This is a genomic window from Nocardia sp. XZ_19_231, assembly GCF_015355705.1.
GTDB classification, from domain to species: Bacteria; Actinomycetota; Actinomycetes; order Mycobacteriales; family Mycobacteriaceae; genus Nocardia; species Nocardia salmonicida.
Map to the genome: position 1 here is coordinate 768,697 of NZ_JACUZI010000003.1, position 22,357 is coordinate 791,053.

Annotated in this window: 20 protein-coding genes; 7 read left to right on the forward strand and 13 right to left on the reverse strand. The window is 66.6% G+C overall.

Annotation, left to right across the window (positions count from 1 at the left end; genetic code table 11):
- Positions 1–212 precede the first annotated feature (212 nt).
- The 5 genes from IBJ82_RS16600 to mftA all read right to left on the reverse strand — a co-directional run bounded on the left by IBJ82_RS16600 (position 213) and on the right by mftA (position 6,261).
- On the reverse strand, positions 213–1,577 hold the full coding sequence (locus IBJ82_RS16600; RefSeq protein ID WP_194826785.1) for a GAF domain-containing protein: 1,365 nt from the start codon (positions 1,575–1,577) through the stop codon (positions 213–215).
- A gap of 105 nt (positions 1,578–1,682) precedes the next feature.
- Positions 1,683–3,065 (reverse strand): mycofactocin system GMC family oxidoreductase MftG, encoded by a 1,383-nt coding sequence (gene mftG, locus IBJ82_RS16605; protein WP_194826786.1) that lies wholly within the window; start codon positions 3,063–3,065, stop codon positions 1,683–1,685.
- A 10-nt stretch (positions 3,066–3,075) separates the two neighbouring features.
- Positions 3,076–4,473 carry a mycofactocin biosynthesis glycosyltransferase MftF gene (mftF, locus tag IBJ82_RS16610; protein WP_062987066.1) on the reverse strand — a complete coding sequence of 466 codons (1,398 nt, stop codon included), beginning with the start codon at positions 4,471–4,473 and terminating at the stop codon, positions 3,076–3,078.
- A gap of 205 nt (positions 4,474–4,678) precedes the next feature.
- Entirely contained in the window at positions 4,679–6,154 is a 1,476-nt protein-coding gene (gene mftC / locus IBJ82_RS16615; protein WP_194827193.1) for a mycofactocin radical SAM maturase, read from the reverse strand.
- Positions 6,155–6,156: 2 nt separating this feature from the next.
- Positions 6,157–6,261, reverse strand: coding sequence for a mycofactocin precursor MftA (gene mftA / locus IBJ82_RS16620; protein WP_101468422.1), 105 nt, complete (start codon positions 6,259–6,261; stop codon positions 6,157–6,159).
- Between the two features lie 184 nt (positions 6,262–6,445).
- On the opposite strand from mftA, the gene mftR2 reads away from it, so the two are divergent.
- Positions 6,446–7,078 (forward strand): mycofactocin system transcriptional regulator MftR2, encoded by a 633-nt coding sequence (gene mftR2 / locus IBJ82_RS16625; RefSeq protein WP_194826787.1) that lies wholly within the window; start codon positions 6,446–6,448, stop codon positions 7,076–7,078.
- A gap of 37 nt (positions 7,079–7,115) precedes the next feature.
- Entirely contained in the window at positions 7,116–8,171 is a 1,056-nt protein-coding gene (locus IBJ82_RS16630; RefSeq protein ID WP_194826788.1) for a ferredoxin--NADP reductase, read from the forward strand.
- Here the strand turns inward: IBJ82_RS16630 and IBJ82_RS16635 are convergent.
- From IBJ82_RS16635 to IBJ82_RS16645, 3 genes are all read right to left on the reverse strand, one after another.
- Complete coding sequence (locus tag IBJ82_RS16635) at positions 8,168–8,908, reverse strand: DNA alkylation repair protein (protein ID WP_194826789.1); 741 nt, start codon at positions 8,906–8,908, stop codon at positions 8,168–8,170. The genes IBJ82_RS16630 and IBJ82_RS16635 overlap by 4 nt on opposite strands.
- 55 nt (positions 8,909–8,963) lie before the next feature.
- Entirely contained in the window at positions 8,964–9,728 is a 765-nt protein-coding gene (locus IBJ82_RS16640; protein ID WP_194826790.1) for an aspartate/glutamate racemase family protein, read from the reverse strand.
- 82 nt (positions 9,729–9,810) lie between these two features.
- Positions 9,811–11,010, reverse strand: coding sequence for an NAD(P)/FAD-dependent oxidoreductase (locus IBJ82_RS16645; RefSeq protein ID WP_194826791.1), 1,200 nt, complete (start codon positions 11,008–11,010; stop codon positions 9,811–9,813).
- A 218-nt stretch (positions 11,011–11,228) separates the two neighbouring features.
- Here IBJ82_RS16645 and IBJ82_RS16650 point away from each other — a divergent pair, with 218 nt between their 5' ends.
- A complete protein-coding gene (locus tag IBJ82_RS16650; protein WP_194826792.1) occupies positions 11,229–11,585 on the forward strand; it encodes an SPW repeat protein in 357 nt (118 codons plus the stop codon).
- The gene (locus tag IBJ82_RS16655) at positions 11,585–12,202 is read left to right on the forward strand and encodes a TetR/AcrR family transcriptional regulator (protein ID WP_056814194.1); all 618 of its coding nucleotides are present in this window, start codon (positions 11,585–11,587) and stop codon (positions 12,200–12,202) included. The genes IBJ82_RS16650 and IBJ82_RS16655 overlap by 1 nt, the downstream gene beginning before the upstream one ends.
- Here IBJ82_RS16655 and IBJ82_RS16660 read toward each other — a convergent pair.
- Complete coding sequence (locus IBJ82_RS16660) at positions 12,128–13,678, reverse strand: MFS transporter (protein WP_194826793.1); 1,551 nt, start codon at positions 13,676–13,678, stop codon at positions 12,128–12,130. The genes IBJ82_RS16655 and IBJ82_RS16660 overlap by 75 nt on opposite strands.
- Before the next feature lie 103 nt (positions 13,679–13,781).
- Here IBJ82_RS16660 and IBJ82_RS16665 point away from each other — a divergent pair, with 103 nt between their 5' ends.
- Positions 13,782–14,684 carry a helix-turn-helix transcriptional regulator gene (locus IBJ82_RS16665; RefSeq protein ID WP_194826794.1) on the forward strand — a complete coding sequence of 301 codons (903 nt, stop codon included), beginning with the start codon at positions 13,782–13,784 and terminating at the stop codon, positions 14,682–14,684.
- A 45-nt stretch (positions 14,685–14,729) separates the two neighbouring features.
- On the opposite strand, the gene fusA (IBJ82_RS16670) is transcribed toward IBJ82_RS16665, so the two are convergent.
- Positions 14,730–16,808: an elongation factor G gene (gene fusA / locus IBJ82_RS16670; protein WP_194826795.1), complete on the reverse strand. Its 2,079-nt coding sequence runs from the start codon at positions 16,806–16,808 to the stop codon at positions 14,730–14,732.
- A gap of 270 nt (positions 16,809–17,078) precedes the next feature.
- Between fusA (IBJ82_RS16670) and IBJ82_RS16675 the strand changes: the two genes are divergently transcribed.
- On the forward strand, positions 17,079–17,510 hold the full coding sequence (locus tag IBJ82_RS16675) for a PPOX class F420-dependent oxidoreductase (RefSeq protein WP_056814202.1): 432 nt from the start codon (positions 17,079–17,081) through the stop codon (positions 17,508–17,510).
- Between the two features lies 1 nt (position 17,511).
- Here the strand turns inward: IBJ82_RS16675 and IBJ82_RS16680 are convergent, their stop codons facing one another.
- Positions 17,512–18,330, reverse strand: a complete 819-nt coding sequence (locus IBJ82_RS16680; protein ID WP_194826796.1) for an alpha/beta fold hydrolase — start codon at positions 18,328–18,330, stop codon at positions 17,512–17,514.
- A 125-nt stretch (positions 18,331–18,455) separates the two neighbouring features.
- Here IBJ82_RS16680 and IBJ82_RS16685 point away from each other — a divergent pair, with 125 nt between their 5' ends.
- Positions 18,456–18,803, forward strand: coding sequence for a nitroreductase/quinone reductase family protein (locus tag IBJ82_RS16685; RefSeq protein WP_194826797.1), 348 nt, complete (start codon positions 18,456–18,458; stop codon positions 18,801–18,803).
- A 105-nt stretch (positions 18,804–18,908) separates the two neighbouring features.
- Here IBJ82_RS16685 and tuf read toward each other — a convergent pair whose 3' ends face one another.
- Positions 18,909–20,099, reverse strand: coding sequence for an elongation factor Tu (gene tuf, locus IBJ82_RS16690; protein ID WP_194826798.1), 1,191 nt, complete (start codon positions 20,097–20,099; stop codon positions 18,909–18,911).
- A gap of 134 nt (positions 20,100–20,233) precedes the next feature.
- Entirely contained in the window at positions 20,234–22,336 is a 2,103-nt protein-coding gene (fusA, locus tag IBJ82_RS16695; RefSeq protein ID WP_194826799.1) for an elongation factor G, read from the reverse strand.
- Between the last annotated feature and the right edge of the window lie 21 nt (positions 22,337–22,357).

Here is a 22,357-nt window from a genome sequence, read left to right on the forward strand (position 1 = left end):
GTTCCTCCAACGGCTGTGTCAGTTACGTCACATGGTGCCTGTCCATGCAAAGCCGACAGTAGGCGCTCATTTAATAAAAGGGAACTTATTCCGGTAAAAAAACCGGTCGATTGTCCAGTCTGTACCAGTGGGTACTCACGACCAGGGCATGAGTGTGGGCTCCAACACATCGAACATCGATATGTGAGCCACCACACCTTCAGACCCGGACACTATGAGCCGAAACGTTGCATCTGCGTTGCATCCGCGCCGATGCGCCGATCGAGTACCCGAATCTTGGCTTCTATCTGCGCATACAGCGGCGAATCACGATCGACCGTCGATCGGTAGGCGGCCCACGCTGCGGCGTCGTCGCGCCCCTCCGGGCCCGAGGTCCAACGGCGCAGTACGCCGACTTCGGGGGCGGCGAGCACGGCGCTTCGCAACCGGACCCGGAGCTCGTCACGGATGTCGCAGATGCCGGGAGCCGAGGAGCGCGGCAGCACCGGGCCCGCGTACAAGCGCAATGCGGATTCGATATCACCGGAGTCGAGGGCGGCCCGAAGGGCCTCCACATCGGTTGCGACATGCACGCGCAGACGGTATGGACGCGAACCGACCACCGAGGCGCCGATCACCGACCGCAGCCGCGACATCGCCGCGCGGATCGTGCCGTTGTCCAGATCGGTGTCGTCGAGCAGCAGCGCCAGATGGTCGGCGCCGAGCCCTTCGGGATGTTCGGTGAGCAGGAGCAGGATCTCGGCATGACGTTGTGAGAGCGGCACCCGCTCCCCCGCGATACTCAACTGAGGTTGACCGAGGCCCAATACGTCGAGACCGAGGTTGGCCTGTTCGGTGTCGTCGCGGTTGGCCGCCGCCGGCGCCGCGATGCCGTGGCTCGCGCGCATCGCGCGCAGCACCAGGTCCATTTCGGCGGCGGTCGCGGCGGCTTTGACCAGAGCGAGGATTTCCGGCTTGGCCACCCGCATCCCGCCGGCAATCATCAGAACGCCGATCAGACGGCCGTCCGGCTCGTGCACGGGGGCCGCGGCGCCGGTGATCTGATGCATGCGATGCAGGAAATGTTCGGGTCCGTGGATCCAGGTGGCGCGGCCGGTGCGCACCACGAGGCCGACGGCGTTGGTGCCGATCCGGCGTTCGCTGAGATCGTCGCCTTCGCGCACGCCGATCTCGGCGGCGGCGGCGACCTGCTCGGGATGACCGTGCACCGAGAGCACGCGACCGAACTGGTCGGCCACTGTCACGATCAATCCGGCCTGCGACGCGTCCTGGACCAGCAATTTGTCGATCAGCGGCATGAGCGCGGCGATGGGATGGGCATCGCGATACCGCTCGAGATCGGCGCCGCGCAGCCCGCGACCGTCGATGACGTCCGTCGGATCGACACCACCGCGAACACTGCGCAGCCATGATTCGAGAACGAGCGGACGTAGAAGACCGGCCAGCTGGGTAAGCTGTTCACCACCGGCACTGAGATATCCATGGGCCTGTGCGGCATAGGCTTCCAGAGCACCGAGCTGTGCGCCCGACTCCGATGCCTGCCGTGGGGGCCTCCCACCTGTAAGATTGCTGACCATTTGCCTTTCTTTCCCGCTACAAACTGTACCGGGCAGTTATCGGGCAAAACGCCAGAAGTCTGGGTTTGTCCCGCAGGTCACATCGTGGTATCAACCGTCACTTCGTCACACGACCATGTGGTCGGCTATGGCTGCGGCGAGCATCACTGTCGTGGCCTGTGGACCACGGCGCAGCGGGACCGGGACAACCGACAGATCAGCGACCGTCAGGGCGTCGATGCCGTGGACGCGGCCCCGTTCGTCGACCACCGCACGCTCGTCGTGCGCGGGGCCCATGCGGCAGGTACCGGACAGGTGTTGCGAGGTGCCGAGGTTGGCGTACAGCCACTCGTCGTCGATGCGACTGATCGGTCGACCGAGCAGATCCGCGGTGAGCGCTGCTCCGTCGCGCAGGCGGGCGCGGTCTCGCGCACTGCGGAGATAGCGCTGGTCGACGTGGGCGGGGACGGTGGGATCTGTCGAGACGAGCGTCAGCTCGCCGGTCGACTCGGGATGCATCAGGGCGACCCCGATCCTGCGAAGACCCGGCGTGAACATCGGGGTGTACGGGCGTAGTTCCAGGTCGTCGATTTCGAGGACGTATTCGAGCGGGACGGCGGACTCGGCGGGCTCGGCGACACCGAACTCGACGCCGATCTCGGGGTGATCGGTGCACCACGCGCCGACCGCGGCGGGCCGCACGATCGCGACACCGAGCGAGCGCAGCAGCGGTTCGGGGCCGATTCCGGATCTGATCAGCAGCGCGGCCGACTCGACCGCGCCCGCGCACAACACCGTCTGATCGGCATAGCTTCGCCCGCGCTCACGACCGCGCGCCCACTCCACACCGATCACCGTCGTGCCGCGTAGTAGTAGCCGGGTCACCATGGTGTCGCTGGTGACCGTCAGGTTCTGTCGCCCCATTGCTGGATAGAGATGAGTGACGGCCGGCCCTGCTCGACGACCTCGCGACACCGCCAACGGCACCCGGCCGAATCCCCGATCGGCAGATCCGGCCGAGGCATTGAGGTCGGGGATTTCGGTGAACCCCGCCGCCGCGCACTGTCGCGCGAACTCGGCACTGAACTCCGTGGGATCGCTGGTTCGCGAGATCGGGATCGGGCCGCCGACGCCGTGGCCGGGGGCGCTGCCGAAATCCATGTCGTGTTCCAGGTCGCGGAAAACAGGCAGGACCGCTTCGAACGACCAGCGCGGACCTGCCACCGCACTCCATGCCGCGAAGTCGGTGGCGGGTGGGCGAATGAAGTAGCTGCCGTTGATCGCACCGGATCCACCGATCAGCTTGCCGCGCACCAGGTTTCCCGGGTAGCGCCAGAGCACACCGGATTCGGGGCCGACCGGTAGATGAGCCGGGTCGAGCAGTTCCCCCGTTGCTCGGTGTGCCGGTCCAGCTTCGAACACTCGCACCGAGCGCGCCGGATCGGCACTGAGCCGGGCCGCGAGCACACACCCCGCCGACCCGGCTCCGACGATGAGAGTGCTCGTCACGCAGGCGTATTCAGCGGGGTGGCACGCTCGGCTTGAGCGCTTCGAAACTGCGCGCCCGGATGACGCCGAGCCACAGGCCGGTGCCGTAGGCCACGTCGTCGAGACGCTTGTAGGCCACATAGCGCAGTGGGTCGAGGCCGCCGGAGTCGCGATGGGTGAACCAGTCGGCCAGACCGTCGGCGAGCGCCATGGTGATGGCGATCCTGCGGATCCGGCTCGACGCGATGACGGCGAGTAGCGTCACCGGCCAATAGTCCCGACACATCGCCGAAGCCAGTCGCCACATACCGGCGAAGTAGCCGCGGGCCAGGTAGACCGCGGCGATCCTGGTCGGGTTGTCGAGTTCGGTGAAGACCCGGCGCAGACGAACAAGGGCCGTGGCGAGGGTGACGAGTCCGCCGAGCAGACCCCACTTCGACAGTGTCGCGAACAGCAGACTCGCCAGCACGGTCCAGGTCGGCACCGACAGCGGCGAGACCAGGCCCGAGTGCCGTTTGCCGAGCGGTGCGGCGCCGGTGCCGTAGAACAGCTTTCGCCCGAACCAGGCACGGAAGGCGACACGGTGATCGTGGGCGACGTGCGCGGCGGGCTCGTAGCGCAACCGCCAGCCGGCGCGTTCGAGCCGCCAGCACAGGTCGACATCCTCTGCGACCTGCATCGATTCGTCGAATCCGCCCTCGCCGAGCAGCGCCGCGCGCCGCGCCAGCAGCGCCGCGCTCGGCACATACGACACGATGCCGCGCGCGTGCACCGCCGACTCGCGGCGGCCGAGGTCGAGTGAGGAGCGGGTGTGTTCGTAGCGGGCGAGCGCGTTGGATTCGGAGTCGAGGGCGACGATGCGCGGCGCGACGAGCGCGACCTGCGGATCGCTGAAATGCCCGAGCATGACCTCCAGCCACCCGCTGCGAGGCACCACGTCGGAGTCCAGGAACGCCACGAAGCCCGTTGTCGCCGCTTGCAATCCGGCATTTCGGGCAGCCGCGGGGCCGAGCGGACTCTCGTGCCGCAGCACCGTCACCTGACCACGGCCCGATCGCGGCGGAATGCGGACCGGTTCGTCGGAACCGTCGTCGACGACGATCACGTTGTGCCCGCGCAGCACAGCGAGCAGACGTAACAGCCCGTCGGCATTGTTGTAGAGCGGGATGACCACGGTGACGTCATCGAGTGACGGCTCGAGCCGCGGACGCGGGTTGGCCACGCCGGAATCGAGCAGTCGGCGGGCGACGATCGCGGACTTGGTGTCGGTCACCTCCAGGTATCCGTCGCCGATCAACTCGGCGGCCTCCGGGGCCAAGCGCAGCATCCGTGCGGGCGATCCTCCGATCAGGATCCGACCCCCGGAAAATGCGCGTACCCGTGGATCGATCCGTACCCCGAAGCCGTCGGGCAGACGATCATGGCGCATTCCTCGCATGCTATGCGCAGTTGGGCTCTCAGACATCATCACCCCACAAAAAAGGAGGAAAGTCTGCCTGAAATGCCGCCCTGACCGGTTGCCGGACGTGTCAACAAGATCGGCAGCGCATTTCCGGCAACCGGACTGGAGTAAAGGGTTCGGACGCGTCAGCGTTCCTCAGCTGCGCACGGCCGGAGCGCAGGCGGAGGTACGCCTAGCCGAGCGGACTCTCGTTGCACGCCTTGGCCGGTGGGCGCTTCACGGTCAGCGGCAGCGACACTCTGGCACGGCTACGAACCGGGCGTGAGTGGTCGACAGCAGGGCGCGGAATGGTGCGACCCGGCGCTGTCAATGCCGCTTCACCGTAGCCCTGCACGCATTCCGGATCGGGTCCGTTGGCGGGCAGGCCGGTGAAGAACTTCGCCGCCATGCAGCCGCCGCGGCAGGAGTCGTAGTGCGAGCACTTCGTGCACGCGCCACCGTCGACCGGTTCGCGCAGTTCGGCGAAGAGCGCCGAATCGGTCCAGACCGCCTCGAAACCACCGTCGGCGACGATGTTTCCGGCCTTGAAGCGGTCGTGGATGGCGAAGGGGCAGGCATAGACGTCGCCGAGCGGGTCGACCAGGCAGACCACGCGACCCGCGCCGCACATGTTCAAACCCGGTAGCGCTGAGCCGAATGCGGACAGGTGGAAGAACGAGTCGCCGGTGAGCACGCCCTCGCCGTTGCGGACGAGCCAGTCGTAGAGCTCGCGTTGCTGCTCGGGCAGCGGGTGCAGTTCGTCCCACACGTCGGCGCCGCGACCCGAGGGGCGCAGCCGAGTGAGTCGCAAGGTGGCGCCGTACTTGTCGGCGATGGCCTTGAACTCGTCGAGCTGGGAGATGTTGTGACGGGTGGCCACGACCGAGAGCTTCGCGTCCTTGAAACCCGCCGCGGCGAGGTTCGACAGCGCCTTGATCGCGGTGTCGTAGGAGCCGGGACCGCGCACGGCGTCGTTGACCGCGGCATCGGCGCCGTCGAGAGAGATCTGCACGTCGACGTAGTCGCTGGCCGCCAAGCGCGCGGCGACCTCTTCGTTGATGCGAACGCCGTTGGTGGAGAACTTGACCCCCACATTGTGCGCGGTGGCGTAGTCGACCAGTTCCCAGAAGTCCGGGCGCACGGTCGGTTCACCGCCGCCGATGTTGACGTAGAAGATCTGCATGCGCTCGAACTCGTCGATCAGTGCCTTGCACTGCTCGGTGCTCAGTTCGTCCGGGTCGCGGCGGCCCGACGAGGACAGACAGTGCACGCAGGACAGGTTGCAGGCGTAGGTGAGTTCCCAGGTGAGGCAGATCGGTGCGCCGAGGCCCGATTCGAAGCGGTCGATCAGCCTGCCGCCCTGGGGTGCGTCACCCGCGGGCAAGGCTTTCGGTGCGGCGGTGACCGGGCCGGGCGATGCCACGATCATGTCGGTGTCGGCCAGCTGCCCGAGCGCGGCCAGGTGCGCGTCGGAGGCGTCGATGCCCTTGGCGCGCAGCGCCTCGCGCACGGAAGAGTGCGCGGGCAGCGACCGGACCACGTCGACGAGATCGCGGCTCTTGAGGAACGAGAGCTTGCGGGTCCCGAAGTGGTACAGCAGCGCGCCGAAGGATTCCGGGCGCAACGAGACCCGCGGGTGCAGCGTCCAACGGGTGTCGAGATCGAGCATGGTCAGTACACGCCGCACATGCCGTCGATGCTGACCTCTTCGATCAGCGTCTCGGTGACCAGGTCCTCGTCGGATTCGACGGTCGCAGGCGTGGTGTTCTCAGGCATGACTACCTCCATTGTGTTGCCGGTCACCTCGAACCTTAACGTCAGTGACTGCCATAAAGGGCGGAATCGGAAAATCTTTCTCTGAGCACACCCCGCCCCCATCAGCTGCGAACCCCTCTAGACTTCCGGGGGCAGGATGGGAAAAGGGCTGATGGCCCGGTGGCAGCAGAGGTGAGGCAGAGGCTTGCGTAACCATGGTGGGGCGGGCGCTAGTTCGACACTGTCCGAGGCAGAGATCGTCGACGCGGCACTGAAGGTGGTGCGTGAGGACGGGGTCGAAAAACTTTCGATGCGACGGCTCTCGCGCGAGCTCGGGGTGTCGCCGATGGCGCCGTACTACTACGTGGCCGACAAGCGCGAGTTGCTCGATCTCGTCGCCAGCGCCGCACTGCTCGGGGTGCGCAAGCCGCCGCGCGAGTCCGGTCCGTGGCAGCAGCGCCTGCGCGATCTGATCGATCAGATAGACGATAAACTCCGCACGCATCCCGGCCTCGGCGACATCTTGCTCGAGCAGATGCTCGGCAAGCAGCTCGACCTGATCGAAGCGGTGATGGAGATCCTGTTCGACGCGGGCTTCAGCGACCGCAACGTGCTGGCCGCCTACGCGACCATCCACACCTACCTGTTCGGCCGCAGCAGAGTGAACCCGCGCGACCGTTCCGCGCCGGCGGATGTGCTGCTGCCCGAGGCGGTGGCCCGAGCCACGAAGTACATGTCCGACCTGCGCGGCAAGTACTCCTACGACTTCGGGATGGAGGTGCTGGTCGCCGGACTCGAGGCACAGCTTGCCCTGCAGGCGCGTTCCGGCCTAGCATGAAACTGAAACACGTTCTAGTTTTGCCCGAGAGGACGACATGACCACAGTCGAGGTTCCGCACGGCTCGCGCTCGGTGGTGCTGCGGGTAGCAGCGGTGATCGCCGAAACGGCCGATACGCACTCCGTGGTCTTCGAGGTGCCCGCCGAACTGCGCGAGCGCTTCGCCTACACCCCCGGCCAGTTCCTGACGCTGCGTATCCCGAGCGAGCAGACCGGATCGGTCGCCCGCTGCTATTCGCTGGCCAGCTCGCCGTTCACCGATGATCAGCCGAAGGTGACGGTCAAACGCACCGAGGGCGGGTACGGCTCGAACTGGCTCTGCGACAACCTCGCCGTCGGCGACGAGGTCGAGGTGCTGCCGCCCTCTGGTGTGTTCACGCCGAAAGATCTCGACGAAGACCTGCTGCTGTTCGGAGCGGGTAGCGGGATCACGCCGGTGATGTCGATCCTGAAGTCGGCGCTGTCGCAGGGTTCGGGCAAGGTCGTGCTGGTCTACGCCAATCGCGACGCGAATTCGGTGATCTTCGCCGACGAACTGCGCGATCTCGTCGGCAAGCATCCCCAGCGACTCACCGTCATCCACTGGCTCGAGCCGCTGCTCGGCCTGCCGACCGCCGACATGATGGCCACCCTGGTCTCGCCCTACACCAGCTATGAAGCGTTCATGTGCGGGCCGAAGCCGTTCATGGACCTGGTGCACGACGCGTTGGCCTCGCTCGAGGTGCCACGGAACCGGACCCATGCCGAGGTGTTCAATTCCCTCGCGGGCGATCCGTTCGCCGCCCACGCACCCGCCGAGGTCTCCGAGGCCGAGGCTGCCGACGCGGCGACGGTCGAGGTGGAGCTCGACGGCGAGGTGCACGAAATGTCGTGGCCGCGTAAGCAGACGCTGGTCGACATCATGCTCGACAAGGGCCTCGACGTGCCCTACTCCTGCCAGGAGGGCGAGTGTGGGTCGTGTGCCTGCACCGTGCTGGAAGGCAAAGTGGAGATGGCCAATTCGGAGATCCTGGATCCCGAGGACATCGAGAACGGGTACATCCTCGGCTGCCAGGCGCGGCCGGTGACCGATCGGTTGCGGATCCAGTTCTAACGCAGGGCGCGGTAGGCGGCACGTTGCTCGGGCTCGAGGTGTTCGGTCGCGTAACTCAACGCGGTGCGGCCCAATTCGGGTGCGTTCTTGTCGAGAAAGTCAGTGAGCGCGGCCTGGTCGACGCGTTTGCCTACTTCGCGCAGCATCCAGCCGAGCGCTTTCTGGATCAGGTCTCGGCGGTCCGACCGGAGAATCTCGGCGAGTTCCAGGGTGGTGCTCGGGTCACCCGCCTTGATGAAGGCGAAGGTGGACAGCAGCGCTACTCGACGCTCCCAGAGTGAATCCTGGTCGGCCAGTTCGAAAAGTAGAGTGCGTTCTCTGTCGAGCAGCCACGGGCCGATGATGTTCTCGGCGGAGGCGTCGACCAGGTCCCAGTTGTTGACTCGTCCCCTCCGGACGGCTGCCAGATAGAGGTCGACCATCTCCTCGCGGGCCTTGTCGTCGCGGACGCGCGGTTTCGATACCTCGGCGAAGCGGGCGTTGAGGATGAACAGGGCGGCCAGGCGTTCCTCGTGGAGGGGGCTGTCGAGGAGTTCGTCGATCTGCGAAAGGGGAAGTGTGGCGAACTGTTTCGCCACCTTCCTGGTGGCGGGAACTCGGATGCCGAGGAAGATGTCGCCCTCGCCGTATTCGCCGGGGCCGGTTTTGAAGAAACGTTGCAGGTGATGCGCGTCGGTGGGGTTCGCCAGGTCGGCGAGGGCCTTGCGCACCTGTGCAGCGGTGGGGAGCTCGGACACACGCACCTCCGGGTCGGGGATTCTCCCCGCATTCAACACTGGTGCGGTGACATGTTCACGCAGGAAGCGCACCGAGTAGGCGACCCGACTCGAATGTCGCCGCACCGGAAGGCAATTCGCCCGGTCGCCCGCTGGTGCGAACGGTGACCGTGCCGGTGCCGGTGGTGGGGCGTCCGAGTGCGTCCATCTTGCGGACAGTTTGGGCGGCGACGGCTTGGGCGCTGTCGAACAGGCGCACGCCGTCGGGCAGGGCGGCGACGATGGCGTCGATGACCAGCGGATAGTGGGTACAGCCGAGGACCACGCCCTCGACGTCGGCCGGGGTGCGGGCGGCGGAGTCGGCGATCGACTCGCGGATGGCCTTGATGTCGCCGCGGTCGATCGCGTCGGCCAGTCCGTGGCAGGCGACCCCGACCACCTTCGCGTCACCGCCGAACCGGGCGATCAGGTCGGCTTGGTAACGACTGGCGGTGGTCGCCGCGGTCGCCCATACCGCCACCGAATTACATTGCGCGGCAGCGGGTTTGATCGCGGGAACGGTGCCGATCACCGGCACCGAATCCCCCACCTCGGCCCGCACATGGTCCAACGCGGTGACGCTGGCGGTATTGCACGGCAGCACGATCACCTCGGCCCCCGACTCGACCGCCTGGCGCGCCGCGCCGACGACCCGCTCGACCACCCACTGCTCGGGCTTGGGCCCCCACGGCGCGCCGTCGGGGTCGAGCAACAGCAACAGGTCGACATCGGGCCGCAGTTTGCGCAACCACGAAGCCGTAGGCAAGAGGCCGAGGCCGGAATCGATGAGCGCGACGATCACCGCTACACCGTATTACAGCGGTGAGATCGGCCGATCGCGACCGTGTGCGCGCCGCCGTGGCGCCCGAGACCTCGGGTGACCCTCAGCCCGCTGCGGCGAGGAGGTCGGCCACCGGGGTGGGGGTGGCCAGCTTCGCGCGCAGTTTCATCACCTGGCCGGTCAGGCCCGCACCGAGGACGGCGGTGAGGATGCCGTCGCGGGAGTAGTAGGCGAGGAACTTGCGGCCGTCGTCGGTGACGATGGTGAGGTCGTCGTCGGGTGATGGGGTGCCGAGGGCCTGGATCTTGACGTCGTACTGATCGCTCCAGAAGTACGGGACGCGGGCCATGGTGAGGGGTGCGCCGCCGAGGAGAGCGGTGACCAGCAGTTTTGCCTGTTCGCCCGCGCTGGTCCAGTGTTCTACACGCTTGCGGACGCCGGTGTCGTGCTGCCAGGCGGCAACGTCGCCGACCGCCCAGACCGCGTCGGCGGAGGTGCGGCCGACCTCGTCGGCGAGCACGCCACCGCCCGCGGACCTGTCGGCCAGTTCGATGCCGGAGTCGGCCAGCCAGTCGGTGACGGGCACCGAGCCCACACCGACCACGACCAGGTCGGCGTCGATCTCGGTGCCGTCGGTGCAGACGGCGCCGCACACCCGGCCGGCGTCGTCGGCACGCAGGGTGTCGACGCCGGTGCCGCAGCGCAGGTCCACGCCTTCGTCGAGGTGCATGCGCGCCACCAGGCCACCGATCTGCTCGCCGAGGATCGACGCGAGCGGAGTGGGCTGGGGTTCGACGAGGGTGACCTCGACTCCGGCGGCGCGGAAGCTGGCGGCGAGCTCACAGCCGATGAAACCGGCGCCGATGATCAGGGCGCGGGTCGCGCCCTCGAGTTCGGCGCGCAGAGTCGCGGCGTCCTCGTGGGCGCGCAGCACGTGTACGCCCGCGACCTGGGGCAGGCCGGGGAGCTTGCGGGGGCGCAGACCGGTCGCGATGATCAGCTGGTCGTAGGCGATGGTGCTGCCGTCGGCCAAGGCGACGGTGCGCGCGGCGGTGTCGACGCCGGTGACAGCGGTGCCGAGGCGCAGCTCGATGTTCTTGTCCGCGAAGAACTCCGGTGGGCGAAGGGTGGTGTCGTCGGTCTCGCCACGCACGAACTGCTTCGACAGCGGCGGACGGTCGTACGGCGGGCGCGACTCGTCACCGAGCAGCAGCACACCGCCTTCGTACCCGGCCCGACGCAGTTCCTCGGCCGTTCGCAGGCCTGCCAGACCCGCTCCGACGATCACGATGGGCGCGCTCATGTTGTGTCCTCTCGGCATGCTCGGTCACCGACCGCACCCATGCCATGTTCTGCTGTGTCGCGGACCACTACGGCCCCCAGATGTTTGTACCAGTGCGCCGGGCCGCCTGTGACACCCACGTCGCAACCCAACCGTGCCGCTTCCGATATCGACCGGGCGGTCAATCAGGAGTAGACCGAGGTCAGAGGTATTTTCGTCTCAACGAGGAGGCATTCCCCATGTTCACCAACAGTCGCGCACAGGATTTTCTCGCCGTCGTGCTCGGCGCATTCACCGCATTGTCGCCCCTGTGGCTCGACACCAACGACAATGCCCGCTGGACTCTCATCGTGCTCGGCGTACTCATCGCCGCGACCGGTCTGATCCAGATGGCCAGGGACGATCTGTCCGTCGCGGACTACGCGATGGGCGTGTTCGGCGTGCTGCTGTTCATCTCGCCGTGGGCCATGGACTTCACCGCCTTCAGCGGCGCATCCTGGACCGCATGGGTGGTCGGAGTGGTGACGGCGGTGGTGGCGGTCGCCGCGCTACCCGCGATGAACCAGCGCCTGCACAACATGGCTCCACATCACTGATGCCGGGCCGACGAGTCGGGCGCCGCAACGCGAAACGCGATGGCGACGCCCGGCAACTCATCCTGGATGCCGCCGAAACCCTGTTCGCCACACAGGGATTCGATGCCACACCGACCGCAGCCGTCGCCGCGGCCGCCGATGTGCCGAAAGGACTGGTCTTCTACTACTTCCCCACCAAGAACGCGATCCTGTCCGCGCTCATGCGCGAACGCGTCCCGGCACACCCGATCGACGACCTCGCCGCCGTGGTGAGCCCCGGCGATCCGGCCGCCAGCCTCATCAACCTCGACACCGCGATCAACCTGCGCGACCACCATTCCTCGGTCCTGCGGGTGATCATGTGGCGCGAGGCCGACACCCACCCCGACGTCCGCCGCACCCTGCGCGTCCTGCGCGACCAGCTCCTCGACGTCACCGCCCGTGTACTGCAAGCCAGCACCCCGGTCCCGGTTCGGCCCGGCACCCTGCACGCGTGCGCGGCCGCCTGGGTGTCCGCCATGTTCGCGATCGCCAGCACCGACCGCCTCCACGCCCTCGACGGTCTACCCGTGCCGACGGCCGACGACCTGGTGAATGTCGCCCAGGTGGTCGCGGCGGGGATGACCCAACTCGGCTGATCCCGGCGCGCTCGGTCGACTCGCCCGCGAACCGCCGCCGAGGACGCGGATGGCCGCCAGCCCGAGGACGACGTGCAGGCCGGCCGCCGTAGCGGCGACAACATGCAATCCGCTGACGAAGGCGCTGCGGGCGTCGTCCAGCACGGCGGGCGCGAGGGCCGAAAGGCGCAGGGTTTCGCCGAGGGTGGGAGCGAGGTCGGGGCCCTGGATGCGGAAGAGGACGGCGGCCAGGGAGCCGAACAGGGCGATACCGAGGGCGTTGCCGAGTTCGTTGCCGGTTTCGGCCAGGGCGGCGGCTGCCCCTGCCCGTTCGACCGGGACCGCGGCGACGGCGATGTCGGCGACCACACTGAACGAGATGCCGTAGCCGACGCCTGCGACCACGGTCGCGGCGATGTACCAGCCCACACCGCCGCCGGAACCGGTCGCCAACAGCAGCAACAGGCCGACCGCGATCGTGAAGTGGGCGGTGATCAGGGCTGCCGAGTGCCCGACGCGGGCGACGACGGCCGGGGTGAGGACGGCGGCCACGGTGAGCACGAGTGCGCCGGGGACCGCCAGCAGCGCGGCGTCGGCGATGGACATCCCGAGCACGGATTGCAGGTAGGTCGCGGCCAGGTAAGCGGTCGCCGACCAGGCCGCCAGGGGCAGGAACCCGGTGATGATCGCGATGGTGAAGACCCGGTTGCGGAACAGGGTGAAGTCGACGAGCGGATTGTCGATGCGCCCCTGCCTGCGGCCGAACGATCCGAGCAGAGCCACTCCGGCCAGCCCGACCATCACCGTCGAGATCGAGACACCCTGGGCGGCCACGTGTTTCACCGCGAACATGGTGAGCAAGAGCCCGGTCGCCGAGGTGAGCACGCTCGCCACATCGATACGGCCGTGCCCGGTCGCGCGCACCTCACCGAGCAGGACCGGCGCCAGCACCAGGAACACCAGCACCACGGGCACATTGATCAGCAGCACCGAGCCCCACCAGAACCGCGTCAGCAGCTGACCGGCGACGATCGGGCCGATCGCGAAACCCGCCGCGAAGGTGGCGGCGAAGATGCCGATGGCCTGTGCGCGACGGCGTGGGTCGGTGAACAGGGTGCCGAGCACGGCGAGCGCCGACGGCAACAGCGTCGCACCGGCCACACCCATCAGGACACGGAAGGCGATCAACAGTTCGGGACTCGTGGCGAAGGCCGCCCCCACCGAGCCGAGGCCGAACATCGCGACGCCGATCATCAACAGGCGCTTGCGGCCGTAGCGGTCGCCGATGGTGCCGAACGCGATCAGCAGTGAGCCGACCGCGAAGCCGTAGCTGTCCAGGATCCACAGGGCTTCGTCGGCCGAAGGTGAGAGCGCGTCGGTGATGGCGGGCATCGCCAGGAACAGCACCGAGCCGTCCATCGCGACGAGCAGGACGGGACCGAGTACCACCAGCAGGCCAAGCCAGGACCGCACGTCGGTGTCATGGGTTCGATTCATGTCACTCACCCTGCGAGCGCGTGCGGGTGACAACCAGGCCCCTGACGTGGGTACACCCAGCCGGGATAGGCAGGACAGCACCCAGGTGCCTACGATCGGAACGATGGAGTTGGAAAGCCTCGGAACGTTCCTCAAGTCCCGCCGCGACCGAACCACCCCTGAACGGATCGGCCTACGGACCTTCGGCGTCACCCGCCGCGTGCCCGGCCTGCGCCGCGAGGAGCTCGCTCAGCTCGCCGGGGTCAGTACCGGGTACTACACCCGCCTCGAACAGGACCAGGCGGGGACCGTCTCCGCGCAGGTCATCGCCGCCATCGCCCGGGTGCTCCAGCTCGACCCCGCCGAAACGGCCCACCTGCACAATCTCGCAGGCCAACCGACCGTCCCGCGCCTGGTCAGAGACGAACCGGAGCAACCTCACCCTCGGGTGCTCGCGCTGCTCACCTCACTCGGCGACACCATGCCCGCCATCGTCCTCGGGCGCCGTGGCGATGTACTCGCCTGGAATCGTGCCGGGCACGCGCTCGTCGGCGAGCACCTCGATATCACCGCCCCCGACGACCCCGCGCGACGCCCGTCGATTCCACGGCTGTTCTTCCTCGATCCCCTCGCCAGGGACCTGTACCGAAACTGGGACGAACTCGCCCGCATCCACGTCGGCTACCTGCGGTTGACCGCGGGACGCCATCCCACCGACGCTGCCCTGGCCGAACTGATCGGCGAACTCGCCATGCGCAGTGCGACTTTCGCGACGCTGTGGGCAGCGGCGGAGGTCGCCGATTGCACCGTGGGGCCGATGGATCTGCGTCATCCGACGGTCGGGCGCGTCGATGTCGACTATCAGGTGTGGTTGCAGCCCGACAGTCCCGACCACCGACTCGAGATCTACACCGCGCGCGATGAGGGTTCGGCCGATGCGCTGCGCCTGCTGACTGCCGGATCCGCCGGGACACGTCAGCTTCCGGCGATGGTCGACTCCGAGGCATCGGACGGAACCCCCACCTAGGCCGACGAACCGGTGACGCCGCACTTGCGACGCCACCGGTGTCGATCAACTGCCCGCGATGATCGACGCCGCTGCGCCCGGTGGGACCGGGGCGTAGGAGTCGAACACCATCGAGTAGTTCGCTCGGCCACGGGTTTTCGAGCGGAGGTCCCCGATGTAGCCGAACATCTCCTGGAGCGGGGTCAGCGCGCGGATGATATGCGCGCCGCCCCGTTCCGTTAGTTCGGTGACCCGGCCGCGGCGGGCGTTGAGGTCACCGATCACCTCGCCGACGTACTCCTCCGGAGTCACGACCTCGACGGCCATCACCGGTTCGAGCAGTACCGGCTCGGCCCTCGCGAGCGCGGCACGCACCGCGGCCGCGCCCGCGAGGCGGAACGCCAGCTCCGACGAATCCTGCACGTGCGCGGCGCCGTCGAGCAGCGTCACCTTCACGTTCACCAGGGGGAAGCCGGCGAGTGTGCCGACGCGCAGCGCGTCCTGCGCGCCCGCGTCGACCGCGGGGATGTACTCCCGCGGTACCCGCCCGCCGGTGACCCGGCTGTCGAATTCGTAGATCGCGTCGTCATCGGCCACATGTGGTTCCAGCGCGATCACCACCTTGGCGAACTGTCCGTGCCCACCCTGTTGCTTGCGGTGGGTGTATTCGAACAGATCGACTGCGGCGGTGATGGTTTCGCGGTAGGCCACACGTGGGGCGCCGATGTCGGCGTCGACTCGGAACTCCCGCTTCATCCGGTCGGCCAGGATCTCCAGGTGCAGTTCGCCCATGCCGCCGATGACCGTCTGGCCGGTTTCGGCGTCGACGTGCACGGTGAACGTCGGGTCCTCGTCGGCCAGGCGAGCCAGGGCGGTGCCCAGCTTGTCCTGGTCGGCGCGGGTCCTCGGTTCGATCGAGACGGCGAGTACCGGGTCGGGGAAGGTCATCGACTCCAGGACGACGGGGGCTTGCCGATCGCACAGGGTGTCGCCGGTTCCCGTTGCCTTCAGGCCGATCACGGCACAGATCTGACCGGCCTGCACCCGCTCGACGGCGATCTCGGTGCTCGAATGCATCTGGAACAGTTTGCCGAGGCGCTCCTTTCGTCCGTTGGTCGAATTCAGTACGGTCGCACCGGGTTCGGCGGTACCGGAGTACACCCGCAGGTACACGAGCTTGCCGAAGAACGGGTGCAGCGCGACCTTGAACGCCAGGGCCGCGAACGGCTCGGCGACATCGGGCGCGCGGTGGATGTGTTCGCCTTCCGGCGAGAATCCGTGCACAGCGACAACATCCAGCGGCGACGGCAGGTAGTCGACGACGGCGTCCAAGAGCGGTTGCACACCGATGTTCGCCAGCGCCGAACCACACAGGACCGGGTAGGCCTGTGCGTCGATCGTCATCCGCCGGATGGCGGCTTTCATGAGGTCGACGGTGATCGGCCGACCGGCGAGGTAGCGCTCGAGCACTTCCTCATCGGCTTCGGCGACCGCCGCCTCCAGCGCGTCACGATGCTGGAAGGCTTTGGTGCGCAAATCTTCCGGGATCTCGATCGTCTCGAAGTGGGTGCCGCGATCGGTGTCGCCACGCCACACCTTCGCGGTCATCTCGACCAGGTCGATGATCCCGTCGAACTCGCGCTCCGCGCCGATCGGCAGCTGGATCGCCAAAGGACGCACGCCCAGTCGCTCCGCGATGGTCCGCACGGTGAACGCGAAATCGGCGCCGAGCTTGTCCATCTTGTTCACGAAGCAGATCCGTGGAACGCCGTACTTGTCGGCTTGGCGCCACACCTGCTCGGACTGTGGCTCCACGCCCTCCTTGGCATCGAACACCGCGATCGCACCGTCGAGTACCCGCAGGGAGCGCTCCACCTCGACGGTGAAGTCGACGTGGCCAGGGGTGTCGAGGATGGTGATCTGGTGCTCGTTCCACCAGCAGGTGGTCGCCGCCGCCGCGATAGTGATGCCGTGTTCGCGCTCTTGGACCATGCGATCCATCACTGCGGTACCGTCGTGCACCTCGCCGAGCGTCCGGGTGACGCCGGTGTAGAACAGCACCCGCTCGGTGGTCGTGGTCTTACCGGCGTCGATGTGGGCGGCGATGCCGATATTGCGTATTCGGGCGAGATCGAATCTGGTCATGAGAATCCCCCAGGCTGGTTCGGTCGATGAATCGACGCTCGCCAGTTGTGCGTTCCTGGGACGGCACGGGCGTCGGATCACGCGGCGCCGCACCGGCGCCGAAAGACCCGATGCGAGCTAGAACCGCGACTGCGGACGTGCTGTAACCATGCGACAAGTTCTACGCGCCCGATCGCGCGCTGTCGACGGGATTTCCGCCGCCCGGGCATAAACGGGCGAGCACGACGGTTCGTCACAACGAACAGCCCCGCCACCCCTAGGAGCCGACCGATGCCCGAAACCCCACTCGACCTGCACGCTCTCATCGCCGACTCTCGCATCGGCATCCTGGCCACCATCAAGTCCGACGGCCGCCCCCAACTCTCCCCCGTCACCCCGTATTACGACCGCGCGGCGGGCATCATCTATGTCTCCATGACCGAGGGTCGCGCCAAAACGGTCAACCTTCGACGCGATCCCCGGGCTGCCCTGGAGGTCACCAGCGCTGACGGATGGTCGTGGGCCACCGCCGAGGGCACCGCGACATTGACCGGTCCCGGAACCGATCCGAACGGGCCGGAAGTCGAGGCGCTGGTCGACTACTACCGCGCGGCCGCGGGCGAGCATCCCGACTGGAACGAGTACCGCGAAGTCATGGTCTCGGACCGGCGCGTACTCATGGCGTTGTCCGTCGAGCACGTTTACGGGGCCAAGATTCGCTGAGTCATTCTGTCGCCGACAGGAATTCGGTGACATCCGGGGCGAACCGGGCATGTTTGATCGCACCGAGATGGCTTGTCGCGGGGTAGATGATCAGGCGGGAATCGGGAATGCCGTCGGCGGTGTAGCGGAAGGAGGATTGGTCGTAGAACTCGTCGCGTTCGCCTGCGACGACCAGAGTGGGGGTCGTGATGTCGGCTAGGCGGTCGGTGAGGTCGAAGGCATCTTCGGCACGGACGAAGGCGAGGGTGTCGGCTGGGTTCTTCGGGCGAAGCAGTGGGTCCGCCAACCAGGCCGCGGCGCCGATGAGGCGGGCCTTCAGCGGCGATTCGATGCCCTGGGTCACCATGTGGTGCAGAGACCGTTTTCCCGCGGCGGCGGCCTCCGCGTAGTTCATCTGCGACACGCGCGCGGACTGGTCGAGACGGTAGGCGGAGGAAGCGATCACCAATCGGCGCACGGCCGAGGGATGGTCGGCGGCGAGTTGCAGGGCTACCGAGCCTCCCGAGGAAATGCCGAGAACGTCTACGGGAGCGCCGAATTCGGCGTGCAGGGCTTCCGCGTGCGCCCGTGCGATATCGGCCATCGAGGTACCCGCCGCCATCCCCGGCGCGCGATTGACCGCGTACACCCGAAAGTTCCTGGCCAACGGCGCCATCGTCTTGATCTCGCTGGACCGCAGCCAGCCACTCGGATTGGCGTGGTCGGGCATGAACCACCGCAAGAACACCAATGGACGCCCCGACCCGAACGCGAGATAGGGCATCCCGTGTTCGAGCACCCCTTCGCTGACATCCAGTTCCCGCTCGAGTGCCCTACCCATTGCGTCTCCGATCCTCTCGAATGCGTTGGCGCCTCAACGCTACCGAGCACCACCGACAACCACGATGACCTGCGAGGTCATCCACCATCAGTAGGCTGGCGGTTCATCGACTACAGGAGAATCCGATGGGACAAGAATCGCTGTTGCGCCGCGGTGTCGGCGCATTCAACACCGGCGTGGTCGCCCTGACCAATGCCCCCGTCATCGGCAAACTACTGGGCAAAGCCTTCGCCCAGATCACCTACACCGGCCGCCGCTCAGGCCGCACCTTCAGCACCCCCGTCAACTACCGCCGCGCCGGCAACGAATACCTCATCGGCGTGGCGATGCCGGACAAGAAGACGTGGTGGCGCAACTTCCTGGGCGAAGGAGCCCCCGCCACCCTCCGCATCGACGGCATCGACCACCCCGGCCACGCCATAGCGGCCCGGGACGACCGAGGCCGAGTGACCGTCCGCGTCCGACCGGAGTAGTGGATCCGTCCGCGTCGGTGAACCGGACGACCTCCCCGGAAACGCCGAACGGCGCCGCTCCCGGAGGAGCGACGCCGTTCAGGTTGTGCAGTGGGTCTTACAGACTCACTTGATGATCTTCGTGACGCGACCGGCACCGACGGTGCGGCCACCTTCGCGGATCGCGAAGCGCAGGCCTTCGTCCATGGCGACCGGCTGGATGAGCTTGACAGTCATCTCGGTGTTGTCGCCGGGCATGACCATCTCGGTGCCCTCGGGGAGGGTAACGACGCCGGTCACGTCCGTGGTACGGAAGTAGAACTGCGGGCGGTAGTTGTTGAAGAACGGGGTGTGGCGGCCGCCCTCATCCTTCGACAGGATGTAGGCCTGGCCCTCGAACTCCGTGTGGGGAGTCGTGGTGCCCGGCTTGACGACAACCTGGCCACGCTCGACATCTTCGCGCTTGATGCCACGAACCAGCAGGCCGACGTTGTCGCCCGCCTGGCCCTGGTCGAGCAGCTTGCGGAACATCTCGATGCCCGTGACGGTGGTCTTGGTCGACTTCTCCTTGATGCCGACGATTTCCACCTCCTCGTTCACGTTGACGATGCCGCGCTCGATACGACCGGTGACGACGGTGCCACGACCGGTGATCGTGAAGACGTCCTCGACCGGCATCAGGAACGGGAGTTCGGTCTCGCGGACCGGCTCCGGGATCGAGTCGTCGACGGCCTGCATGAGCTCGACGATGGACTCAGCCCACTTCTCGTCGCCTTCGAGGGCCTTCAGACCGGAGACACGCACGACCGGCGCGTCCTCGTCGAATTCCTGCGAAGCCAGCAGTTCGCGGACCTCCATCTCGACGAGCTCGAGGATTTCCTCGTCGTCGACCATGTCGGACTTGTTCAGCGCGACCAGGATGTAAGGAACGCCGACCTGACGGGCGAGCAGCACGTGCTCGCGAGTCTGGGGCATCGGGCCATCGGTGGCCGCGACCACGAGGATGGCGCCGTCCATCTGCGCCGCACCGGTGATCATGTTCTTGATGTAGTCAGCGTGGCCCGGGGCGTCGACGTGCGCGTAGTGGCGCTTCTCCGTCTGGTACTCGACGTGGGAGATGTTGATCGTGATACCACGAGCCTTCTCCTCCGGCGCCTTGTCGATCTGATCGAACGCGAACGCGTCGTTCAGATTCGGGAACTTGTCAGCCAGCACCTTGGTGATCGCTGCAGTCAGCGTGGTCTTGCCGTGGTCGACGTGACCGATGGTGCCGATGTTGACGTGCGGCTTCGTCCGCTCGAACTTCGCCTTCGCCACTGTGGGTCCTCCTGGACTTGTTGGTGCGTGCATTTGCAGCAGTGCGTGTGTCATCCCCACTGGGGGTGGGGATCGGGTTTTTTCTTGACGTCCAGCACTTGCGGTCCAGTGTGTCACTGGACCGCAAGAGGGTTTTATTCGCCGGTCGCCTTAGCGATGATCTCCTTGGACACGTTGGCCGGAACCTCCGCGTACTGGGCGAACACCATGGAGTAGTTCGCGCGACCCTGGGTCTTGGACCGCAGGTCACCGATGTAGCCGAACATCTCCGAGAGCGGAACCAGCGCCTTGACGACACGGGCACCACTGCGTTCCTCCATGGCCTGAATCTGGCCACGGCGGGAGTTGAGGTCGCCGATCACGTCGCCCATGTATTCCTCGGGCGTGATGACCTCGACCGCCATGAGCGGCTCGAGGATCACCGGACCGGCCTTACGGGCCGCTTCCTTGAGGGCCTGCGAACCCGCGATCTTGAACGCCATTTCCGAGGAGTCGACGTCGTGGTACGCGCCGTCGAGCAGGCTGACCTTCAGGTTCACCAGCGGGTAGCCGGCGAGCACGCCGTACTGCATGGCATCCTGGGCGCCCGCGTCGACCGACGGGATGTACTCACGGGGAACGCGACCGCCGGAGACCTTGTTCTCGAACTCGTAGGTCGCGCCGTCTTCGCCGACGAACGGCTCGAGGGCGATGATGACCTTCGCGAACTGGCCGGAGCCACCCGTCTGCTTCTTGTGGGTGAACTCGTGCTTTTCGACCTTCTTGGTGATGGTCTCGCGGTAGGCCACCTGCGGCTTGCCGACGTTGGCCTCGACCTTGAACTCGCGACGCATACGGTCGACGAGGATGTCGAGGTGGAGCTCGCCCATGCCGCCGATGACGGTCTGGCCGGTCTCCTGGTCGAGCTTGACCGAGAACGTCGGGTCTTCGCGCGCCAGCTTCTGGATCGCGGTGCCGAGCTTCTCCTGGTCGGACTTGGTCTTGGGCTCGATCGAGACCTCGATGACCGGATCCGGGAAGGTCATCGACTCGAGGACGACCTGGTTCTGCGCGTCGGACAGGGTGTCACCGGTGGTGGTGTCCTTCAGGCCGATGACCGCGTAGATGTGGCCTGCCGACGCCGTGGCGACCGGCATCTCCTTGTTGGAGTGCATCTGGAACAGCTTGCCCAGACGCTCCTTCTTGCCCTTGGTCGAGTTCACGACCTGGGCGCCGGAGGCAACCTGACCCGAGTACACGCGCACGTAGGTGAGTTCACCGAAGAACGGGTGCACCGCGATCTTGAACGCCAGCGCCGAGAACGGCTCGTCGACGTTGGGCTTGCGGGTGACCAGCTCTTCTTCCTTGTTGGGCAGGTGGCCGGTGGTGGCCTCCACGTCCAGCGGGGAAGGAAGGTAATCGATGACCGCGTCGAGCATGGGCTGAACGCCCTTGTTCTTGAACGCGGAACCACACAGCACCGGGTACAGCTCGGAGTTGACCGTCATCTTGCGGATGGCGCCCTTGATCTCCTCGATGGTGAGCTCGTCGCCACCGAAGAACTTCTCGAGCAGTGCCTCGTCGGACTCGGCGACGGTCTCGAGCAGTTCCTGACGGTACTGCTCGGCCTTCTCCTTGAGGTCGGCCGGAATCTCGACGACTTCGTACTCTTCGCCGAGCTTGGTCTCGCCCTTCCAGACCTTGGCATTGTTCTCGACCAGGTCGACGATGCCCTCGAAGTCGTTCTCAGCGCCGATCGGCAGCTGGATCACGAGCGGACGAGCGCCGAGACGGTCCTTGATGGTCTGCACGGTGAAGTAGAAATCCGCACCGAGCTTGTCCATCTTGTTCACGAAGCAGATACGCGGCACGTCGTACTTGTCGGCCTGACGCCACACCTGCTCGGACTGGGGCTCGACACCCTCTTTGCCGTCGAACACCGCGACCGCACCGTCGAGCACGCGGAGCGAACGCTCCACCTCGACCGTGAAGTCGACGTGCCCGGGGGTGTCGATGATGTTGATCTGGTTGTCTTTCCAGAAGCAAGTGGTAGCCGCGGAGGTGATGGTGATACCACGCTCCTGCTCCTGCTCCATCCAGTCCATCGTGGCCGCGCCATCGTGAACTTCACCGATCTTGTACGTGATACCGGTGTAGAACAGGATGCGTTCGGTCGTGGTGGTCTTGCCCGCATCGATGTGGGCCATGATGCCGATGTTGCGGACCTTGTTCAGGTCGGTGAGCACGTCCTGTGCCACGAAATTCTCCCTTTTAAGTGA

Bases quoted from the DNA above. Each gene is read 5' to 3' on its own strand.
- IBJ82_RS16600 (WP_194826785.1), bottom strand. From the start codon at position 1,577: ATGGTCAGCAATCTTACAGGTGGGAGGCCCCCACGGCAGGCATCGGAG.
- IBJ82_RS16685 (WP_194826797.1), top strand. From the start codon at position 18,456: ATGGGACAAGAATCGCTGTTGCGCCGCGGTGTCGGCGCATTCAACACC.
- IBJ82_RS16645 (WP_194826791.1), bottom strand. From the start codon at position 11,010: ATGAGCGCGCCCATCGTGATCGTCGGAGCGGGTCTGGCAGGCCTGCGA.
- mftF (WP_062987066.1), bottom strand. From the start codon at position 4,473: ATGCGCCATGATCGTCTGCCCGACGGCTTCGGGGTACGGATCGATCCA.
- mftC (WP_194827193.1), bottom strand. From the start codon at position 6,154: ATGCTCGATCTCGACACCCGTTGGACGCTGCACCCGCGGGTCTCGTTG.
- fusA (WP_194826795.1), bottom strand. From the start codon at position 16,808: ATGACCAGATTCGATCTCGCCCGAATACGCAATATCGGCATCGCCGCC.
- IBJ82_RS16655 (WP_056814194.1), top strand. From the start codon at position 11,585: ATGCCGGGCCGACGAGTCGGGCGCCGCAACGCGAAACGCGATGGCGAC.
- IBJ82_RS16630 (WP_194826788.1), top strand. From the start codon at position 7,116: ATGACCACAGTCGAGGTTCCGCACGGCTCGCGCTCGGTGGTGCTGCGG.
- IBJ82_RS16675 (WP_056814202.1), top strand. From the start codon at position 17,079: ATGCCCGAAACCCCACTCGACCTGCACGCTCTCATCGCCGACTCTCGC.
- IBJ82_RS16680 (WP_194826796.1), bottom strand. From the start codon at position 18,330: ATGGGTAGGGCACTCGAGCGGGAACTGGATGTCAGCGAAGGGGTGCTC.
- IBJ82_RS16665 (WP_194826794.1), top strand. From the start codon at position 13,782: ATGGAGTTGGAAAGCCTCGGAACGTTCCTCAAGTCCCGCCGCGACCGA.
- IBJ82_RS16650 (WP_194826792.1), top strand. From the start codon at position 11,229: ATGTTCACCAACAGTCGCGCACAGGATTTTCTCGCCGTCGTGCTCGGC.
- mftA (WP_101468422.1), bottom strand. From the start codon at position 6,261: ATGCCTGAGAACACCACGCCTGCGACCGTCGAATCCGACGAGGACCTG.
- IBJ82_RS16660 (WP_194826793.1), bottom strand. From the start codon at position 13,678: ATGAATCGAACCCATGACACCGACGTGCGGTCCTGGCTTGGCCTGCTG.